This is a genomic window from Halococcus dombrowskii (assembly GCF_022870485.1).
GTDB lineage: Archaea > Halobacteriota > Halobacteria > Halobacteriales > Halococcaceae > Halococcus > Halococcus morrhuae.
Genome location: NZ_CP095005.1, coordinates 2,255,585 through 2,271,352 on the forward strand (window position 1 = coordinate 2,255,585; position 15,768 = coordinate 2,271,352).

Annotated in this window: 22 protein-coding genes and 1 riboswitch; of the genes, 6 read left to right on the top strand and 16 right to left on the bottom strand. The window is 66.1% G+C overall.

The window, feature by feature from the left end:
• Positions 1-28 precede the first annotated feature (28 nt).
• The 6 genes from MUK72_RS11595 to paaA are packed head-to-tail and all read right to left on the bottom strand — an operon-like array spanning position 29 to position 4,278.
• Positions 29-1,546, bottom strand: coding sequence for an aldehyde dehydrogenase family protein (locus tag MUK72_RS11595; RefSeq protein WP_244700793.1), 1,518 nt, complete (start codon positions 1,544-1,546; stop codon positions 29-31).
• A 12-nt stretch (positions 1,547-1,558) separates the two neighbouring features.
• The gene (paaE, locus tag MUK72_RS11600) at positions 1,559-1,729 is read right to left on the bottom strand and encodes a 1,2-phenylacetyl-CoA epoxidase subunit PaaE (RefSeq protein WP_244700796.1); all 171 of its coding nucleotides are present in this window, start codon (positions 1,727-1,729) and stop codon (positions 1,559-1,561) included.
• Positions 1,729-2,157, bottom strand: coding sequence for a 1,2-phenylacetyl-CoA epoxidase subunit PaaD (paaD, locus tag MUK72_RS11605; RefSeq protein ID WP_244700798.1), 429 nt, complete (start codon positions 2,155-2,157; stop codon positions 1,729-1,731). Before paaD ends, paaE begins: the two co-directional genes overlap by 1 nt.
• Positions 2,150-3,010, bottom strand: coding sequence for a 1,2-phenylacetyl-CoA epoxidase subunit PaaC (paaC, locus tag MUK72_RS11610; RefSeq protein ID WP_244700801.1), 861 nt, complete (start codon positions 3,008-3,010; stop codon positions 2,150-2,152). The genes paaD and paaC overlap by 8 nt, the downstream gene beginning before the upstream one ends.
• Complete coding sequence (paaB, locus tag MUK72_RS11615) at positions 3,010-3,324, bottom strand: 1,2-phenylacetyl-CoA epoxidase subunit PaaB (protein WP_244700815.1); 315 nt, start codon at positions 3,322-3,324, stop codon at positions 3,010-3,012. Before paaB ends, paaC begins: the two co-directional genes overlap by 1 nt.
• Positions 3,325-3,339: 15 nt before the next feature.
• Positions 3,340-4,278 carry a 1,2-phenylacetyl-CoA epoxidase subunit PaaA gene (paaA, locus tag MUK72_RS11620; RefSeq protein ID WP_244700818.1) on the bottom strand — a complete coding sequence of 313 codons (939 nt, stop codon included), beginning with the start codon at positions 4,276-4,278 and terminating at the stop codon, positions 3,340-3,342.
• Between the two features lie 88 nt (positions 4,279-4,366).
• Between paaA and MUK72_RS11625 the strand changes: the two genes are divergently transcribed.
• Positions 4,367-5,005 (top strand): helix-turn-helix domain-containing protein, encoded by a 639-nt coding sequence (locus MUK72_RS11625; protein WP_343749947.1) that lies wholly within the window; start codon positions 4,367-4,369, stop codon positions 5,003-5,005.
• Here MUK72_RS11625 and paaK read toward each other — a convergent pair whose 3' ends face one another.
• On the bottom strand, positions 5,006-6,310 hold the full coding sequence (gene paaK / locus MUK72_RS11630; protein ID WP_244700824.1) for a phenylacetate--CoA ligase PaaK: 1,305 nt from the start codon (positions 6,308-6,310) through the stop codon (positions 5,006-5,008).
• Positions 6,311-6,563: 253 nt separating this feature from the next.
• On the opposite strand from paaK, the gene MUK72_RS11635 reads away from it, so the two are divergent.
• A complete protein-coding gene (locus MUK72_RS11635) occupies positions 6,564-7,769 on the top strand; it encodes an MFS transporter (RefSeq protein ID WP_244700828.1) in 1,206 nt (401 codons plus the stop codon).
• A gap of 59 nt (positions 7,770-7,828) precedes the next feature.
• Here the strand turns inward: MUK72_RS11635 and ndk are convergent, their stop codons facing one another.
• The 4 genes from ndk to rpl7ae form a co-directional block, all read right to left on the bottom strand.
• The gene (gene ndk, locus MUK72_RS11640; RefSeq protein ID WP_425311085.1) at positions 7,829-8,266 is read right to left on the bottom strand and encodes a nucleoside-diphosphate kinase; all 438 of its coding nucleotides are present in this window, start codon (positions 8,264-8,266) and stop codon (positions 7,829-7,831) included.
• A 103-nt stretch (positions 8,267-8,369) separates the two neighbouring features.
• The gene (locus tag MUK72_RS11645) at positions 8,370-8,921 is read right to left on the bottom strand and encodes a 50S ribosomal protein L24e (RefSeq protein WP_004054949.1); all 552 of its coding nucleotides are present in this window, start codon (positions 8,919-8,921) and stop codon (positions 8,370-8,372) included.
• Positions 8,921-9,139, bottom strand: coding sequence for a 30S ribosomal protein S28e (locus tag MUK72_RS11650; protein WP_004054950.1), 219 nt, complete (start codon positions 9,137-9,139; stop codon positions 8,921-8,923). Before MUK72_RS11650 ends, MUK72_RS11645 begins: the two co-directional genes overlap by 1 nt.
• A gap of 4 nt (positions 9,140-9,143) precedes the next feature.
• On the bottom strand, positions 9,144-9,506 hold the full coding sequence (gene rpl7ae / locus MUK72_RS11655) for a 50S ribosomal protein L7Ae (protein WP_004054951.1): 363 nt from the start codon (positions 9,504-9,506) through the stop codon (positions 9,144-9,146).
• Between the two features lie 249 nt (positions 9,507-9,755).
• Here rpl7ae and MUK72_RS11660 point away from each other — a divergent pair, with 249 nt between their 5' ends.
• Positions 9,756-10,190: a hypothetical protein gene (locus MUK72_RS11660; RefSeq protein ID WP_244700835.1), complete on the top strand. Its 435-nt coding sequence runs from the start codon at positions 9,756-9,758 to the stop codon at positions 10,188-10,190.
• A 69-nt stretch (positions 10,191-10,259) separates the two neighbouring features.
• On the opposite strand, the gene MUK72_RS11665 is transcribed toward MUK72_RS11660, so the two are convergent.
• Positions 10,260-10,586, bottom strand: a complete 327-nt coding sequence (locus MUK72_RS11665) for a hypothetical protein (protein ID WP_244700840.1) — start codon at positions 10,584-10,586, stop codon at positions 10,260-10,262.
• Between the two features lie 94 nt (positions 10,587-10,680).
• Here MUK72_RS11665 and tmcA point away from each other — a divergent pair, with 94 nt between their 5' ends.
• Positions 10,681-12,930 (top strand): tRNA(Met) cytidine acetyltransferase TmcA, encoded by a 2,250-nt coding sequence (tmcA, locus tag MUK72_RS11670; protein WP_244700843.1) that lies wholly within the window; start codon positions 10,681-10,683, stop codon positions 12,928-12,930.
• 12 nt (positions 12,931-12,942) lie between these two features.
• Here the strand turns inward: tmcA and MUK72_RS11675 are convergent, their stop codons facing one another.
• From MUK72_RS11675 to MUK72_RS11685, 3 genes are all read right to left on the bottom strand, one after another.
• Positions 12,943-13,329, bottom strand: coding sequence for a MaoC family dehydratase (locus MUK72_RS11675; RefSeq protein ID WP_244700847.1), 387 nt, complete (start codon positions 13,327-13,329; stop codon positions 12,943-12,945).
• A gap of 102 nt (positions 13,330-13,431) precedes the next feature.
• Positions 13,432-13,791: a fluoride efflux transporter CrcB gene (crcB, locus tag MUK72_RS11680; RefSeq protein WP_244700850.1), complete on the bottom strand. Its 360-nt coding sequence runs from the start codon at positions 13,789-13,791 to the stop codon at positions 13,432-13,434.
• Positions 13,788-14,177 carry a CrcB family protein gene (locus tag MUK72_RS11685; RefSeq protein WP_244700852.1) on the bottom strand — a complete coding sequence of 130 codons (390 nt, stop codon included), beginning with the start codon at positions 14,175-14,177 and terminating at the stop codon, positions 13,788-13,790. Before MUK72_RS11685 ends, crcB begins: the two co-directional genes overlap by 4 nt.
• A 5-nt stretch (positions 14,178-14,182) precedes the next feature.
• Positions 14,183-14,250: riboswitch (Fluoride riboswitch) on the bottom strand.
• 45 nt (positions 14,251-14,295) lie between these two features.
• Between MUK72_RS11685 and MUK72_RS11690 the strand changes: the two genes are divergently transcribed.
• Both MUK72_RS11690 and MUK72_RS11695 read left to right on the top strand, forming a co-directional pair.
• The gene (locus tag MUK72_RS11690) at positions 14,296-14,778 is read left to right on the top strand and encodes a DUF456 domain-containing protein (protein ID WP_244700855.1); all 483 of its coding nucleotides are present in this window, start codon (positions 14,296-14,298) and stop codon (positions 14,776-14,778) included.
• A gap of 37 nt (positions 14,779-14,815) precedes the next feature.
• Positions 14,816-14,980, top strand: coding sequence for a DUF8014 family protein (locus MUK72_RS11695; protein ID WP_244700858.1), 165 nt, complete (start codon positions 14,816-14,818; stop codon positions 14,978-14,980).
• Here the strand turns inward: MUK72_RS11695 and MUK72_RS11700 are convergent, their stop codons facing one another.
• Positions 14,981-15,724 (bottom strand): GNAT family N-acetyltransferase, encoded by a 744-nt coding sequence (locus MUK72_RS11700; protein ID WP_004054961.1) that lies wholly within the window; start codon positions 15,722-15,724, stop codon positions 14,981-14,983. It abuts the gene before it with no gap.
• Positions 15,725-15,768 lie beyond the last annotated feature (44 nt).

A 15,768-nucleotide genomic window follows, 5' to 3' on the forward strand; every position in this document is an offset into this window, starting at 1 on the left:
CAAAAAGTCGAGTTGGGAGCGCTCGGCGCTACAGGTTCATGTTGATCGTCTTGGTCTGCGAGTAGTGGTCGAGAGTCTCCTCGGCCTGCTCGCGGCCAATACCCGACTGTTTGAACCCGCCGAAGGGCTGGCCGGCCGGGAAGTCGTTGTACTGGTTGACCCAGATGTTGCCCGCCTCGATGTCCCGGGCCGCACGATTGGCCTTCGAGAGGTCGTTCGTGATGATTCCCGCGGCGAGGCCATAATCGACGTCGTTGGCCCGTTCGATCATCTCGTCGTAGTCCGACCACGCGAAGACCTCCTCGACGGGGCCGAAGATCTCCTCCTGCACGGGTTTTGAATCGTGGTCGATATCGTCGATCACCGTGGGGACGACGAAACAGCCGTCGGCGAGCGCCTCGTTCTCCGGCTGGCCGCCACCGGTAACGATCCGTGCGCCGTCCTCTCTGGCCTGCTCGACGCACGAGAGCGTGCGCTCGACCTGCTCCTCGGAGACCTTGGGCCCGAGTCGTGTGTCCTTCGAAAGCGGATCACCCATCTGGAGCCTCTCGGCGCTCTCGACGAACGCGTCCATGAACTCCTCGTAGATCTCCTCGTGGACGAACAGGCGTGTGCCGGCGGTGCAGCACTCGCCGGTGTTGTAGAACATGGCGAGCATCATGACGCGGACGGCCTGCTGGACGTCGGCGTCAGGAAAGACGACGACGGGGCTCTTCCCACCGAGTTCGAGCGTCACATCCGCGACGTTCTCGGCGGCGGCCTTCATGACCTCCTTGCCGACCGCGGTCGATCCCGTAAAGGAGACTTTGCGTACGTCGGAGTGCCCCGTCAGCGGCGCGCCGGCTTCCTCGCCGTAGCCCGTCACGACGTTGACGACGCCGTCGGGCAGCACGTCGTCGATCTCCTCCATGACCCTCAATATCGACAGCGGGGTCTGTTCTGCGGGTTTGAGCACGACGCAGTTGCCGGCGGCGAGCGCCGGCGCGAGTTTCCAGGAGGCGATCAGCAGCGGGAAGTTCCAGGGCACGACCGCGCCGATTACCCCATACGGTTCGCGAAGCGTCTGGATCGACTTGCCGCTCCCGGAGGGGACGGTCTCACCGCCGTGCGTGCGGACCGCGCCCGCGAAGTAGCGGAACTGGTCGGCGACGAGCGCGACGTCGGCGCGCGCCTCGCGGATCGGTTTGCCGTTGTCGAGCGTCTCGATTCGCGCGATTTCGCCGCGGTTCTCCTCGATACGGTCGGCGATTTCGGTAAGCAGGCGCTGGCGTTTCGTCCCGTCGGTGTCGGCCCACTCGCTCTCGTAGGCGTCCCACGCAGCCTCGACCGCGCGATCTATATCGTCGCTGTTGCCGGCCTGTGCTTCCGCGAGCACCTCGCCCGTCGTGGGATCGTGCGTCTCGAAGGTCTCGTCCGAGGCGCTCTCGACCCACTCGCCGCCGATGTAGTGGTCGTACGAGTCGGCGAGCAGTTCGTCGCGCGCCTCACGGTGGCGTTCTCTGATCTCGTCGCGGCTATCGTCGATCTGCTGTGTTTCTGAAGACATCGTAGTGAATGATTATTCGAACTTCTCGAACGGTTGGTTGCAGTCGTGACAGTAGTGCATCGACCGACAGAGCGATGGTCCTTTCGGATGCTCGCGCTCGGTGTTCGTCGACTCGCAGTACGGGCATTCGGCCCGCTCGTCTTGCCCCGTGGTCTCGACGCTCGGGTCGGTGAGTCGGCGCATCAGATGCTCAACCCGAACTCGCGGAGGTCCTCTTTGCCCCGTTCGGTGACCATCTCGACGGTCCACTCGGGCGACCAGACGAGCCGCAGTTCGGCCTCGTCGACGCTCTCGACCGCCGCGACCCGCTTGCGAACGGTCTCCTGGAGCATGTCGCGCGCGGGACAGCCGGTATAGGTCAGGGTCATGTCAACCCGCGCGTGGCCGTCCTCGATGACGACGCCGTAGATCAGCCCCAGATCCACGATGCTGATCGGCATCTCGGGATCGTCGATGTCGTAGAGTGCGTCCCAGACCGCGCGCTCGACGCCCGCACTTCCCTCGCCGGTCGCGGGCAGTTCCTCGACCGCCTCGCCCGATTCGTAGTCGGTGTACGCGCAGTAGTTCGCGTCCGGATCGAACTCGGGATCGATACCCGACTCGCTACTCATCGTCGGGGTCCTCCATCAGCCGTGCCGCGTGATCCCGGCCGAGCTCGCAGTAGGTGTTCGTGATCTCGTCGTAGTGGGTCGCCCAGTGCTCGGTGTGGTCGCCATCCCGCCCGACGTGATCGGGCAGTTCGCCGGTCAACACCTGTCCGTCTTCGTCGGTTTCGGGCGCACGTGCGTCGATTCCGATCTCGGTCAGCGTCCCGGTGACGGTCTCGATCCATTCTTCGCGCATCGCCGAAAGCGTGCGAGTCCGTAGTCCGAGGTCGTCGATCGCTTCGTCGTCTTCCGTTTCCTCGAACAGCGTCAGCGCGTAGGGGAACAGTTCGTCGACGGCCTCCTGTACGCGCTCACGGCCTTCCTCGCCGCTGACGAGCCGACGCAGCCAGTTCTCGGCGTGCTCGCGGTGGTACTCCTCCTCGCCCACGATCTTGCCGACGCGGTCGCGGATGCGCGGATACGACGAGTCGACGAGCGCCGCCAATCGAAGATGCTCGGCTTCGTCGTAGAAGTAGCTCCGTACGATGGCGTCGGCCCAGTCGCCCTCCGCGAACGGGAGTTCACAGAGCGTGCTGTGCCGGAAGGTCCCCGGGTCTCGCTCCCAGATGAGCTCCGGCTCGGAGTGACCGAAGTCCTCCAGCAGGTCGTACCAGAGCCGTGCGTGCCCGAGTTCGTCCTGAGCGATGTTGGCGATCGCGATATCTGATTCGACGGTGGGCGCGCGCACCTGCCAGTCGGTGTAACGGTCGGCGATGACGAACTCGTCGTCAGCCAGTCGGTAGAGCAGGCTTTCGACGGCCGCGCGCTCGCGTTCACCGAGATCGTTCGGGCCGGAGAGGCTCTCGGTGGCCGCCATCAGCGCCGCCCCCGTTCCTTCTCGGCGTCGGCCTGCTCGCTCTCGGAGTCGGCGACCTCCTCGGCGGCGGCCGTGATGTTGTACTGGGTCGCCCAGCGGTAGCCCTTGTCCGTGGTGCCGCCGAAGGTCGCGTCCTCCTCGTTCACCTCACCGATCTCCTGCTGTGGCGTGACCCAGATGCTGTGGGTCGGCTTGCGCCGGCCGTGCTGGATCTGGGCGAACATCAGCGCCATCTCGCGGTCCGGCGCGTGGACGTTCCCGCAGTGGGTGTGATACTTGCCGGCTCCCTCCTGTCGGAACACTTCCCAGATCATCTTATAGTACTCATCTCAGTCGGCCGCCTGCGGCGCGTGGCCGCTCGTCGTTTCGTACTCGTCGAGCGTGTCGCGCACCCACTCGACCGCGTCGTGGGCGCGCTTGCGCGAGTCGATCTGTCCTCGTCCAGGGTCGTACTCGTTTTTGGCGATCTGGAAGAACTCCTCCCAGTCGAGTTCGTCCTCGGCGACCCGATAGTTGCCGTCCTCGTCCTGCTCGATCGTCGGCGTATCCGGGATCTCGAGCCCGTATTTCTCGGCCTTCGGGAGATACTGGTTGAGGAACGACTGCCGGAGCTCGTCGTTGGTCATCTGCTTCAGCCCGACCTCGGCGGAGAAATCGTGATGGGTCGAGTCGTCGTCGGTCGGTCCGAAGAACTGGATGATGCGCGGCCACCAGAGTTCGAAGGCGTCCTGGACCATCTCCTGTTCTTTTTTCGAGCCCGTGGCGAGCTCCTTCAGGATGGACTCGCCGTGTTTGATGTGGAACCCCTCCTCGAAGACGACCTTGTCCATCGCGTGGGCGTAGGGCTCCCAGCTCGTCCGCTTGAGGGTGGCCTGCCGGCGCATCGCCGCGCCGTCGACGAAGAAGGCGATCATCGGCGTCTCGACCCACGACTCCATCGGGTAGTGGAAACAGTTGAGGAACTTGCCGTCCCCGTTGGCGAGCTCGTCGAGCATCTGCTCGCGCGTCTTGATCCCCAGCGACTCGGCCGCCCGATACAGCAGCTGGCCGTGGCCGAGCTCGTCCTGCGTCTTCGCCGAGTAGGCCAGTTTGCGATCGAGGCTGGGGGCTTCGCGGATGAACGGGCGCTCCAGATACGCGCCCATGATCTCCGAGTTCGCGTGGAACTGGATCATCCGCGTCGCCGCCTCGCGGTACTCCCGCGGCATGTCGTCGTCCGGGCTGAACTGGCGCGGCCCGGCGCGCTCTTTCACTGTGTCGAGGTCCATTGGTACACACCCACATCGTCGTTCTATCATCATAGACCTTCACACGTCCATGGACGGGGTTTATACGTGCGCGGCGGCGACGACGGTCGTGATAGACGAGTGTCTCGTCGTCGAGTTCCGCGTGCGCGACGACGACTGCCCGCTGGCCGACGCCACGCGGGCGGCGGGCATCGAGATCGACGCCCAACCGCCACAGCTGCGCGCCGACGGCAACGCCCTCCTGAGCTTCACCGCCCCCGAATCCGAGCGGTTCGCGACAACGCTCGACGCGGACGACCGCATCCGCTATCTCCACCTCGCCAGAGTCGACGGCCGACAGAACGGTCGCTGTCTCTCGAAACAGCCGTGCGTGGTCCACGATCTCGTGAGCGCGGGCCTCATCGTCGAATCGCTGCGCTATCGCGAGGGCAGCGCGACCGTCGCCGGTGCGGTCGTCGGCCACGACGTTCTCAGGGGCGTGCTGAACACTGCCGGCGAGACCGTCGGCGTCGCGCTCGAACGCGCCTATCCGCTCCAGGCCGACGACGAGGAGGCGATCGCGACGCGCTGGAACGTGACCCCCCGACAGGAAGAAGCGCTCAGGGCGGCCGTCGAGCGTGGCTACTTCACCGTTCCGCGGGGCGCGACCGCCGCGGAGGTCGCCGACGATCTCGGGATCAGCAAGTCGGCGTTCATCGAGCGCCTCCATCGCGGCCAGCACGCGCTGTTCTCGCAGCTGTTCGCCTGATCAACGGTGATCGAACACCCGCTTCACCTTCCCGACCTCGGTGCGCTCGATCGTCCCGGGCTCGACCACGTCGATGCCGTCGGGCGAGACATCGAGCTCCTCGCCGAGTCGCTCCTCGATCGTCGCACGGAGCTCCGCCGGGGTGGTCGCCGAGCGCTCGTGTGGTTCGACGGTGATCGCCATCGTGTCGAGGCTGTCCTCACGACGGAGATCGATTCGGTAGTGGGGTGCCACGTCGTCGATCCCGACCATGACTGCCTCGATCTGGCTCGCGTAGACGTTGACGCCGCGAACGATGAGCAGGTCGTCGGTCCGTCCCGTGACGTTGCCCATTCGCCGTTCGACGCGGCCGCAGTCGCACTCCTCCTCGTAGAGGCGGGTGATGTCACCCGTGCGATAGCGGAGTATCGGCTGGGCCTCCTTCGTGAGCGTCGTCAACACCAGTTCGCCCGTCTCACCCGGCGGGAGGGTCTCGCCGGTGTCGGGATCGACGATCTCGGGGTAGAACTGGTCCTCCCAGACGTGGAGGCCGTCTTGGCTCTCCGCGCATTCGATCGCCACGCCCGGCCCGACGATCTCGGAGAGTCCGTAGATGTCGATGGCGGTGACGTCGAGCGCTGCCTCGATCTCCTCACGCATCGGATCGGTGAACGGTTCCGCGCCGATGACCACGGTCTCGAAGGGGAGATCATGCGGGTCGAGACCGCGTTCTTCGGCACAGTCGGCGAGATAGAGACAGTACGAGGGCGTGCACGCGAGCGCGTCGCTACCGAGGTCCTGGGCCATCGTGAGCTGACGGGCCGTGTCCCCACCACCCATCGGGACGACCGTCGCGCCGAGGCGCTCGGTGCCGTCGTGGAGGCCAAGTCCCCCGGTGAAGAGGCCGTAGCCGTAGGCGTTCTGCACCGTATCGCCCGGTTCGACCCCGGCGGCGGCGAGCGAGCGCGCCACGACCGCCGCCCAGCGCTCCAGATCCGCGTCGGTGTAACCGACGATCTTCGACTTGCCGGTCGTTCCCGACGAGGCGTGGATCCGGGCGATCTCGTCGTCGCCGACCGCGAACAGCCCATCGGGATACTCCTCGCGAAAGGCCGTCTTTGTCGTCATCGGCAAGGTTTCGATATCGTCGATACCGTCGATGTCGTCCGGCGAGACTCCGTGTTCGTCGAGCCGATCGCGGTAGAAGGGAACGTTCTCGTATGCGTTCGCAACGGTCTCGACGAGGCGTTCGTCCTGTCGATCGGCGAGTTCCGAACGGCTCAGCTCCGATTCGATGGGTACCGTCATCGCCGATCGTCCATCCATCGCCACGCTTGCCCGTTGTGTGCGGTCATTCCATCCCCCGTGCCGGGCGGTAACATACCATTTGATATCGGTGTGAGCGGATATAGATTTCCCCGCACATGGGGCGGGTTTATCACTGGCGACCGCGGTGCGCAAGTTTCAAACGCGGCGTGGGCGAACGCCACGCAACGCGCGACGCACGCAGCGATCCGTCGAACTCCACGATCCGTGGTGAGTCCGTTTGCTATGGCTGAGCGCCGCGCGAGTGACCACCATGAGAGAGCTGCTATCGACGCGACTCGGAACCGATCGTTCGCCGACGGTGCTCGTCATCTTCGCAAGCACGCTCGTCAGCGTGATGGGTGTCTCGCTCATCAGTCCGGCGCTCCCGACGATCCAGGCGGCATGGAACGTTTCGACCAGCCAGGCGAGCCTGCTAATCTCGGCGTTCACCTTCCCTGGTATCGTTCTCACACCCTTCATCGGACTCGTCTCCGACCGAATCGGGCGCAAGCGCGTGCTCGTCCCCTCGCTGTTCCTGTTCGGCATCAGCGGGTTCGCGGTCGCCTTCGTCGGGGACTTCACGACCGTCCTCGCCCTCCGGGTCGTCCAGGGCACCGCCGGCAGCGCCATCATGAGCCTCACCGTCACCCTGCTCGGCGACATCTTCACCGGCGAGCAGCGCAGCCGGTTCATCGGGCTGAACGCCGCGATCCTCGCGATCGGCGCGGCCGGCTACCCCCTGATCGGCGGTGGGCTCGCGCTCATCTCGTGGACGGTGCCGTTCATCTGCTTCGCGCTGGCCGTCTTCGTCGCGATCGCCGGCTCGGCGATCCTGCCCGATCCCGAGGGTGAGTCGGAATCCGGCGGGCTCTCCTACTTCGTCAAGGCGGCACGGGCGATCCCGACACGAACGGCACTCGTGCTCTACACGGCGATTTTCGGCATCTTCGTCATCCTCTACGGCGCACAGCTCACGGTCATCCCGTTCGTGCTCGACGACTCCTACGGGCTCTCCTCGGGCGCGATCGGCCTCCTGCTCGGACTGCCGGCGGTGGCGATGGGGGTGACCTCCTCGCAGTCCTCGCGCCTGCTCGGCTATTTCTCGCCGCTGCGGCTCATCGCGCTCGGCTTTCTCACCTACGGAGTCGGCCTCAGCGTCGCCGCACTCACCGACTCCATCCTCGTGCTCGCCGGCGCACTCTTCCTGTTCGGCTTCGGTCAGGGTTTCGCCGAACCGATCACCGATACGGCGCTGAACGCGCTCACGCCGGACGCCTTCCGCGGCGGCATCATGAGCATCCGGACGAGCATCCTCCAGCTGGGCACGACCGTCGGCCCGCCGCTGTTCGTCTCCGCCGCCTCGATCGTCGGCTACAGCGAGACGCTGCTCATCGCGGGCGTGGCTGCCTTCGTCGTCGGCGTCGCCGGCATCGGCTATCTCGCGCTGTTCGGCGGCGAACGAACGACGAGCATCTAGAGCATCCGAAAACGACTGTCCTTCCGCAAACGTCCGAAAAACGAATCCGACGGGTCGAGCTACTCGTAGACCCAGGTCGACGCGTCGCGATCCCAATCGAGGAGCTCCTCATCGTCGAAGAAGAGGTCGATCTCGCGCTCGTTCGCGCCCTCGTCCTCGTGATCCGAGCCGTGGATCAGGTTGTGACCGAGATCGTTGCCGAGGTCGCCCCGGATCGTTCCTGGCTGTGCGTCGCGCGCGTCGGTCGCGCCCATCAGCCGGCGGACCTGCCGGGTGGCGTCGTCGCCCTCCCAGACCATCGCGAAGACGGGGCCGGACGTGATGAATTCGACGAGCCCGTCGAAGAACGGCTTGCCCTCGTGTTCGCCGTAGTGTTCGTGGGCGAGCGCCTCGTCGATCCGCATGAACTTGCCCGCGACCAGCTTCAGCCCCTTGCCCTCGAGCCGGGAGACGATCTCGCCGATCAGCCCCCGCTGGACGGCGTCGGGTTTGGCCATCACGAAGGTTCGTTCGTCGTGGCTCACGCGAGACACTCCATGTCGAGTGTGAGGTTGTCAGTCGCAGCCGGCGAGTGGAACGAGCCGGAACGTCTGACTGAACTCACTGGTCGTCCTCGCCATCGTCGTCGGTGTCGCGGACCGTCTCCTCGCCGACGTTCGCCTCGGCCTCGCTCTCGTCGACGTCGGCCGTGTCCTGGTCCTCTTCGATGTCGGGGTCCGAGCCGCCAGCGCTCCGGCCCTCGACTTCGTCGAGTTCGTCGGTGTCGGCCGTGGCGTCGTCATCGACGCGCTCGTCGGTTGCGGCTGCGGGCTCGCCAGAGCGCGAACCGGCGTCGCCAGCTGCCGCCGCGACCGCCTCGGCCTCGCTCTCGCCCGGAACGGTGTCCATCTCGTCGGCGACGGTCTCGTCGCCCTCGCTCGACGGTTCGGCGGCGACCTGTTCGACCTCGTCGGGCGTCCCCGCCTGACTATCGGTGCTGCGCCGGCCGTCGGCGGTCCATTCGAGATCGCGGGCGGCACGACCGAGATCGGCGTTGTTCTCGCACTTCGACGAGCAGTAGTGGATGACCTCGCCGTCGACGCGGACGAACATCGTCCCCGTGCCGGGTTCGATCTCCGACCCGCAGTAGTCGCACGGCCGCGTGTCGACCATCAGCGACCCCCTATCGAGTCGGCCTCGCGGGCGGTCTCCCTGAGCTGGAGCACGTCGCCCTCGCGGACCGGACCGAGGCAGTTGCGCGTGATGATCCGTCCTCTGTTCTCGCCTTCCTGGATCCGACAGTTGACCTGCATCGCCTCGCCGTGCATCCCGGTCTTGCCGACGACCTCGATGACCTCGGCGGGCGTGGAGTCAGTTCCTTCGGCGCTCATCGTCCTATCGGAGGTCCTCGACGGTGGTGGTGATGTCCTCGACGTCCTCGTCGGCGTCGCCGGCGTCGACGATGGCCGCGGCGGCCGAGCCGACTTCGAGGCCTGCCGCGTGGCCGACGTCGTCCTGGGTCTCGACGAAGACGAAGGGAATCTCCTTCTCGTCGGCGAGCTCGGGCAGATGCATCACGATCTCTTCCGGGCTGACGTCCTCGGCGATGTAGACGAGCGATGCGTTGCCCCGCTCGACGGCCTTGGTCGTCTCGTTGGTACCTTTCTTTACCGTGCCGGTGTCCCGGGCGACCTCGAGCGCCTCGATGGCGTCGTCTTCGAGGTCCGCCGGAACGTCATAGGTGACATAAACTGACATTGTGTGGTCCTCCTGTGCGCGAGTTCTGTCTCCCCCGCCGTTGTCAAAAGCCTCGCTTTTGACTGCTCGCCGAGGGTTCCTCGGCGGCGACCGAATCCCTGAGGCTGGGAGCTTCACAACCCCGCACAGGCTGTAGCCAGCGGTAGCGTAGCCCTGCATAAAAGCGCTTTCAAAGCATGCACGCCGTGCGAGGCGAGCGCACGGACGAGTTCACACAAACCTTTTCTTACCGTCAGGTGTGATCCGAACATGGCAACTCGGACGGACGACCTCCCCGATCATCTCTTCGAACAGGGACCGATACTGGTCGTCGGGTTCATCGTACTCTGGGCGTTCTGGGCGATCTTCTTCGTGTACGAGTACGTCGGAGACGACGTTCGACTGTCGGCCTTTTTACTCGCACTCGTCGTCGGAATGCTCATCGGCGTCGGCTTCGGGCACTGGCATCGGCGAACGGAAACGGGGCGACGTGCGGATCGGTGGTATCGAAACGCACCGCTCGGTCGGAAAGTCGCGTTCGTCCTCGTCACTGCGATAGCGATCGTCGGCGTGATCTATCTCACAGTGACCGCTGGAATCTCATCGCTGCTGCTTGAGGCAGGTCTCTTCGGCGCAACTCTGACCAACCATCTCGTCGATATCGGCGTGGTCCATTCACACGCGAGAGCACACGGGTCGGTGTAGTCATCGTCGAACGCATCGGCACCGGCAGCGAGCGAGAACGATCGCGATGGGTCTCGAAAAAGGATCGACTCAGACGTTCCGCACCGAGAGGCCGACGACCACCAAACAGATCACCACCGCAAGCGCTGTGATCCCGAGCAGGATCGGCCAGAGAGTTTCGGCCAGCGCGGGACCACTCGCGCGGGCAATGCTCGTGGTCCGGTCGATGGCCGTCGAGGCGACGCTCACGATGGTGCCGCCAAAGGCCGCGCCGACGACGAGTGCGATCTGGAGCAGCGATCCATAGCGTTTCCACGCCGGTTCGTCGGAATCGTCCGCCGATGCTGAATCCGATTCGCCGCCGAAACGCTCGCGGAGCTGCTCGAACGCCGACGTGGAATCACCGCGCTCGTCCATCCACTCGGCGTTCGTGACGCACGGACTAAGTTTTGTGGGTCGGGGTGAGACAGCGAACCGACGCACCCATGCCGCCCGATATCCGTCCAACGGTATGATCGCCGACCTCGCGGCCGCGCTCGGCGACGAAGCCCGCCGGGCGAACGAGCGCCGTGCGCTGGTGCTCACGGGCGAGCGCGAGGACTGCTACGTCGAGGCGCGCGAAGCGCTCGATGGGGCCGGGATTTCGAGAACGGCGACGACGCTCGTCGCCGGCGGGAGCGGTGACGAACTCGACTGTGAGCGAATCACGCCGAAACACGCCGACGAACTCCTCGGTCGAACCCGCGGCGCGGTGGTTCTCGACTGCCACGACGAGTGTCGGCCGAACGCAATCGGGCGCACGGTGGGAGCCGTCGACGGCGGCGGACTACTCGTTCTACTCGTGCCGCCGCTCGATTCGTGGCCGGATCGTCGGGACGAGTTCGACATGACGCTCGCCGTGCCACCCTACGAACCCGCATCGGTGGCCGGCAACTTCCGGCAGCGACTGGTCGACACGCTCCGGGCGCATCGGGGAATCGCCATCGCGAACGTCGATTCGGGAACCGTCGAGTGCGACGGTCTGACCGATCCACCACCACGCGAGCAGCGGTCCGCACCCGATCTGCCGGACGAACACGGATTTCCGCGAACGACCTACGAGGCCTGTCTGACTCCCGATCAGATGGCGACCGTCCACGCCTTCGAGGACCTTCGCGAGCCGGACGAGGCACTCGTCGTCGAGGCCGATCGTGGGCGGGGAAAATCGAGCGCCGCCGGGCTGGCCGCCGGTGCGCTGGCGGCCGACGGAAAGGACGTCCTCGTGACCGCCCCCGCCTACCGCAGCGCCGCACCGATCTTCGAACGGGCGCGTGAGCTCCTCGCGACGCTCGACGGGCTCGCCGACGTGGACCAAGACGAAACCCCGCACCGACTCGGCGCAATAGGGGGAGGGGAGGTGCGGTTCGCGAAGCCCGCGGTGGCGACCGAGCAGGCCGAACGGGCGGACCTGCTCGTGGTCGACGAGGCCGCCGCGCTCCCGGTCGACCGATTGACCGAATTCCTCGCCGCACCGGCGGTCGCGTTCGTCACGACCGTCCACGGCTACGAGGGGGCCGGCCGCGGGTTCTCGGTGCGCTTTCGCGACCGCCTCGACGACAGCGCGTTCACCGTGCACGAGCAGCGCCTCGACGATCCCATCAGATACGACGCCGGCGATCCGGTCGAGGTCTGGGCCTTCCGCGCGCTCCTGCTCGACGCACGCCCGCCCGTCGTGCCGTTAGTCGAGGGTGCAACGCCTGAAACCGTCGATTACGCACGACTGAACTCCGAGGAGTTGCTCGCCGACGAACACCGTCTGCGCGAGGCGTTCGGACTGCTCGTCGCCGCCCACTACCGCACGGAGCCGAACGACCTCGCGCGCCTGCTCGACGCGCCGAACGTCTCCGTTCACGCGCTCCTCTCCGAGGGTCACGTCGTCTCGGTCGCGCTGCTCGCTCGCGAGGGCGGCCTCTCCGCAGACCTGCGCCACGAGGTGTACGAGGGTAATCGTCTCAAAGGTCATCTCCTCCCAGACGTGCTCACGAGCCAGCTCCGCGACGAACGAGCGGGCGTGCCGACCGGCCAACGCGTGCTCCGCATCGCCACCCATCCAGCCGCCCGCTCGCGCGGGCTCGGCTCGCGACTGCTCGACGAGATACGGGCGAACGCGACGACCGACTGGCTCGGCGTCGGCTACGGCGCGACGCCCGAACTCGTCGAATTCTGGCGACGCAACGACTTTTCGACCGTCTATCTCGCGACGACGCGCAACGAGCGCAGCGGCGAACACTCCGCGCTGATGCTCACACCGCTGTCGGACGCCGGTCGAGAGCTCCGCGATCGCCACGCACGGCGATTCGTCGAGCGCGTCGGCGCGACGCTGTCGGACGCGCTCGCTGCACTCGATCCCGACGTGGTCCGGGCCGCGCTCGGGGCGACCCACGTCACTGCCGAGGTGAATTTTTCCGACCACGAGTGGCGCGTCGCCGCCAGCGCCGCCTACGGTCCCGGACTCGCCGAGATCCATCCGCACGTCTTCCGCGCGCTCGCACTGTGCCATCTCACGGACGCGGACAGCGACCTCTCGGCACGGGAGGAACGCCTGCTCGTCATGCGCGTGTTGCAGACTCGCTCGACAGAAGCGGTGGCCGACGCACTCGACTACGTCTCGGCCGGTGCATGCATGCGCGCGCTCGGTGACGCCTACAAACCGCTCGTCGATCGCTACGGGAACCGTGCGGCCCACGACGAACGCGACCGATACGTCGATGGTGGCGAGTGACCCGATCCGAGGTCAAGCGTTCTTTCGGATGATACCCTCGGTCTCGGTCGTCAACACGGTCTCGCCGTCGCCGTTCTCGCAGACGACATCCGAGACGAACTCGTAGTGGGCGTCACGTTCGACGACAGTTTTGTACGTCGAACGACAGGTTATCGGGTCGCCGGTGTAGACCGGCCGCCGGAAATCGATCTCCATCGTACTGGCCAGCACCTCGCTGTCGCTGCCCATCTTCGTGGGCATCGTCGCCGTCAGCAGTCCCTGTACCATCACGCGCCCGTCCTCGTCCGGTTCGGTGTGGCGAGCCTGATCGTCGCCGGAGAGCTCCCCGAACCGCCGGACGTCCTCGACGGTGAACGTGCGCTCGAAGGTTCGTGTCTCGCCCTCGACTGGCTGGTGCATTGCGTACCCGGAGAACCATCCCACGGTCGAAAAACCTGTCGCGAACCGACGTAGTGACGACCGATCCGTTCACAGGGCGAACGACGACGGAGCCTGCGACGGTCAGCCGACCGCACGAACCGCGAGCCAGGCGAGCCCGATCGCCGCGAGCGATCCGGCGAGGTTCGCGAGCGCGTTGGCCGCCGCCCGGCCGATCTCGTCCTCCTCGATCAGGCGCACCGTCTCGAACGAGAACGAGGAGAAGGTCGTGAAGGAGCCACACGCGCCAGTACCGACCAGGAGAACGACGATCTCGCCCGCACCGGCGAACGTCACCAGCCCGAGCGCGAGGCTGCCGAGGACGTTGACCACGAGCGTGCCGACCGGGTACTCGCCCTCGAAGCGCTGGCTCACGTACACTCGGGCAAGCGCACCGAGCGCGCCGCCCGTGCCGACGAGGTGGGCCGGGTCGATCGCGGTCATCGATCGCCTCCACCGACCCGGCGGGCGAGCGTCCGCCCCGCGAGCACGCCACTGAACCCGAGCGCGTAGGTCGCAAGCACGTTCGCGACCATCCACAGCGGGCGGGCGAGCAGCGTCGTCTGGAGCGCGAAGGTACTGTACGTCGTCAACGAGGAGAGGAAGCCGGTGGCGAGGACCAGCCGTGCCCGCTCGGTGAGGATTCCCGTATAGCGTGCCTCGTAGAGGACGAAGCCAAGCACGAAACTCCCGGCGACGTTGACGAGAAGCGTGCCGCCTGCTCCAGGGAGGACTCGTGCGATGAGAAAGCGGAGGTTCGCACCGGCGAACCCGCCGATGGCGATCAGGGCGACCGTTTCGAGCGCACGAAGTGGATGGGGTCCCGACATGGCTGTCTCCGGGAGGAGTCATCAGCTGGCTGCCCAGCGGTTGTGGTAGGCGGACCCCATCGCCCGACGGATCGGGTTCGGTCCGTCGGTATATAACCGCCGGGATCACACGTGGCGCATGGTCGATTGGCTCGTCGTCGGTTCGCTCGCGCTGCTCGTCGTCGGCGTCGTCGGCAGCGTCGTGCCGCTGGTGCCGGGCACGCTGAGTTCGCTCGTCGGCGTCTATCTCTACTGGTGGACGAGCGGCTACACCGAGCCCGGGCCGCTGTTGCTCGCCGCACTCACTGTGGTCGGCGTGCTCGCGCTCGTTGCCGACTACTTCGGCGGAGCGGTGTCGGCGCGCGCCGGCGGTGCGTCGATGGTCACGACGACGCTCGCGGCAATCGTCGGCATCGCCCTCTTCTTCGTCGTCGGGCCGCTCGGCATCGTCCTCGGCGTCGCCGGCACCGTGTTTGCCGTCGAGTTCTACCGTCACCGTGATCCCGAACGCAGCCTGCGCGCGGCGCTCTACGCCGCCGTCGGGGTGCTCGCCTCGACGGTCGTCCAGCTGCTCGTGACGGTGACGATGCTCGTCGCGCTCGTGGCCGTCATCCTCCTCTGAGGACAATCGTTGTATGCACTCGTGTCGAACGGCGAGTATGGCCGCGTGTGCCGAGGAAGGTTGCGATCGGCCGGCAGCAGTACGACTGCACGTTCCGTGGGCCGCAAATCGTGAGGTCTGTACAGCGCACGGTCGCGCTCTCGTCCAGCAAGAGGGTGTCGTCGCCGAGCCGCTAGAGGGTGCGGGCGAGAACTGGCAGTGATCAGGGTTCGAGCGCCAGCATCACCTCGTCGATGTACTCGCCGTCGTACGTGTAGTGGTTCTCGCGGACGGCCTCGACCTCTCCGCCGTGTGCCTCGAAGAACTCGACTGCCTCCTCGTTGGTTGAGGGGATCGAGTTGTAGAGCTTTTCGTACCCCTTCTCGTCGGCCCAGTCGAGCCCACGATCGAGCAGGTGGCCGCCGATGCCGTGGCCCTGATACTCCTCCAGGACGCCGAGAGTGAGCTCGGCCGTGTGCGAGAGTTTCTCCAGTTCGGGAGTTTCGAGATGGATCCAGCCCACCACCTCGTCGTTGACGGTGGCGACGAAGAACATCCGCGAGTGGACAGGGGAGTTCTGGACGACCGTCTCCTCGTGATCGATGATGTCGGCGACGCTCTCGGCGACTGTGTAGGTCTTGCCGCCGGCGACCTGTCGGATGACTCCAACCAGCCCGGAGCGGTCGGTCTCGATCGCCGGCCGGATGGTGAACGTCAACCCCTCGGCGTCGAACTGCTCCTCGTCGGTCTCGTCGCTGCCCTCGAACGTCGCCCGGAGCTCGCTCCCCTCCTCGGTGACGAGCCCGTCACGCTTCAGGATGGCGACGTGGTGACGAAAGCCGCTCGGATCGAGCCGGAGCGACTCGCGGACGTCGCCGGCGGCGACGGGATCGTCGCTGTCCTCGATATATTTGTAGATGCTCTTCCTATCTTCGTGGCTGAAATCAACTGTTTCCGACACTTGCATGGTCGTAGTTAGCACACCACGTCACTTAACTGTTGACCGAGATT

Excerpts from the sequence above, each read along its gene's own strand:
- paaC (WP_244700801.1), bottom strand. The coding sequence starts at position 3,010 with ATGGCGGCCACCGAGAGCCTCTCCGGCCCGAACGATCTCGGTGAACGC.
- MUK72_RS11700 (WP_004054961.1), bottom strand. The coding sequence starts at position 15,724 with ATGCAAGTGTCGGAAACAGTTGATTTCAGCCACGAAGATAGGAAGAGC.
- MUK72_RS11595 (WP_244700793.1), bottom strand. The coding sequence starts at position 1,546 with ATGTCTTCAGAAACACAGCAGATCGACGATAGCCGCGACGAGATCAGA.
- paaB (WP_244700815.1), bottom strand. The coding sequence starts at position 3,324 with ATGATCTGGGAAGTGTTCCGACAGGAGGGAGCCGGCAAGTATCACACC.
- MUK72_RS11645 (WP_004054949.1), bottom strand. The coding sequence starts at position 8,921 with ATGGTCGACACGCGGCCGTGCGACTACTGCGGGTCGGAGATCGAACCC.
- MUK72_RS11650 (WP_004054950.1), bottom strand. The coding sequence starts at position 9,139 with ATGAGCGCCGAAGGAACTGACTCCACGCCCGCCGAGGTCATCGAGGTC.
- rpl7ae (WP_004054951.1), bottom strand. The coding sequence starts at position 9,506 with ATGTCAGTTTATGTCACCTATGACGTTCCGGCGGACCTCGAAGACGAC.
- MUK72_RS11695 (WP_244700858.1), top strand. The coding sequence starts at position 14,816 with ATGGCCGCGTGTGCCGAGGAAGGTTGCGATCGGCCGGCAGCAGTACGA.
- MUK72_RS11665 (WP_244700840.1), bottom strand. The coding sequence starts at position 10,586 with ATGGACGAGCGCGGTGATTCCACGTCGGCGTTCGAGCAGCTCCGCGAG.
- paaE (WP_244700796.1), bottom strand. The coding sequence starts at position 1,729 with ATGCGCCGACTCACCGACCCGAGCGTCGAGACCACGGGGCAAGACGAG.
- MUK72_RS11685 (WP_244700852.1), bottom strand. The coding sequence starts at position 14,177 with ATGTCGGGACCCCATCCACTTCGTGCGCTCGAAACGGTCGCCCTGATC.
- MUK72_RS11675 (WP_244700847.1), bottom strand. The coding sequence starts at position 13,329 with ATGCACCAGCCAGTCGAGGGCGAGACACGAACCTTCGAGCGCACGTTC.
- paaA (WP_244700818.1), bottom strand. The coding sequence starts at position 4,278 with ATGGACCTCGACACAGTGAAAGAGCGCGCCGGGCCGCGCCAGTTCAGC.
- MUK72_RS11690 (WP_244700855.1), top strand. The coding sequence starts at position 14,296 with ATGGTCGATTGGCTCGTCGTCGGTTCGCTCGCGCTGCTCGTCGTCGGC.
- paaD (WP_244700798.1), bottom strand. The coding sequence starts at position 2,157 with ATGAGTAGCGAGTCGGGTATCGATCCCGAGTTCGATCCGGACGCGAAC.
- tmcA (WP_244700843.1), top strand. The coding sequence starts at position 10,681 with ATGATCGCCGACCTCGCGGCCGCGCTCGGCGACGAAGCCCGCCGGGCG.
- crcB (WP_244700850.1), bottom strand. The coding sequence starts at position 13,791 with ATGACCGCGATCGACCCGGCCCACCTCGTCGGCACGGGCGGCGCGCTC.
- ndk (WP_425311085.1), bottom strand. The coding sequence starts at position 8,266 with ATGGCCAAACCCGACGCCGTCCAGCGGGGGCTGATCGGCGAGATCGTC.
- MUK72_RS11660 (WP_244700835.1), top strand. The coding sequence starts at position 9,756 with ATGGCAACTCGGACGGACGACCTCCCCGATCATCTCTTCGAACAGGGA.
- MUK72_RS11635 (WP_244700828.1), top strand. The coding sequence starts at position 6,564 with ATGAGAGAGCTGCTATCGACGCGACTCGGAACCGATCGTTCGCCGACG.
- paaK (WP_244700824.1), bottom strand. The coding sequence starts at position 6,310 with ATGGATGGACGATCGGCGATGACGGTACCCATCGAATCGGAGCTGAGC.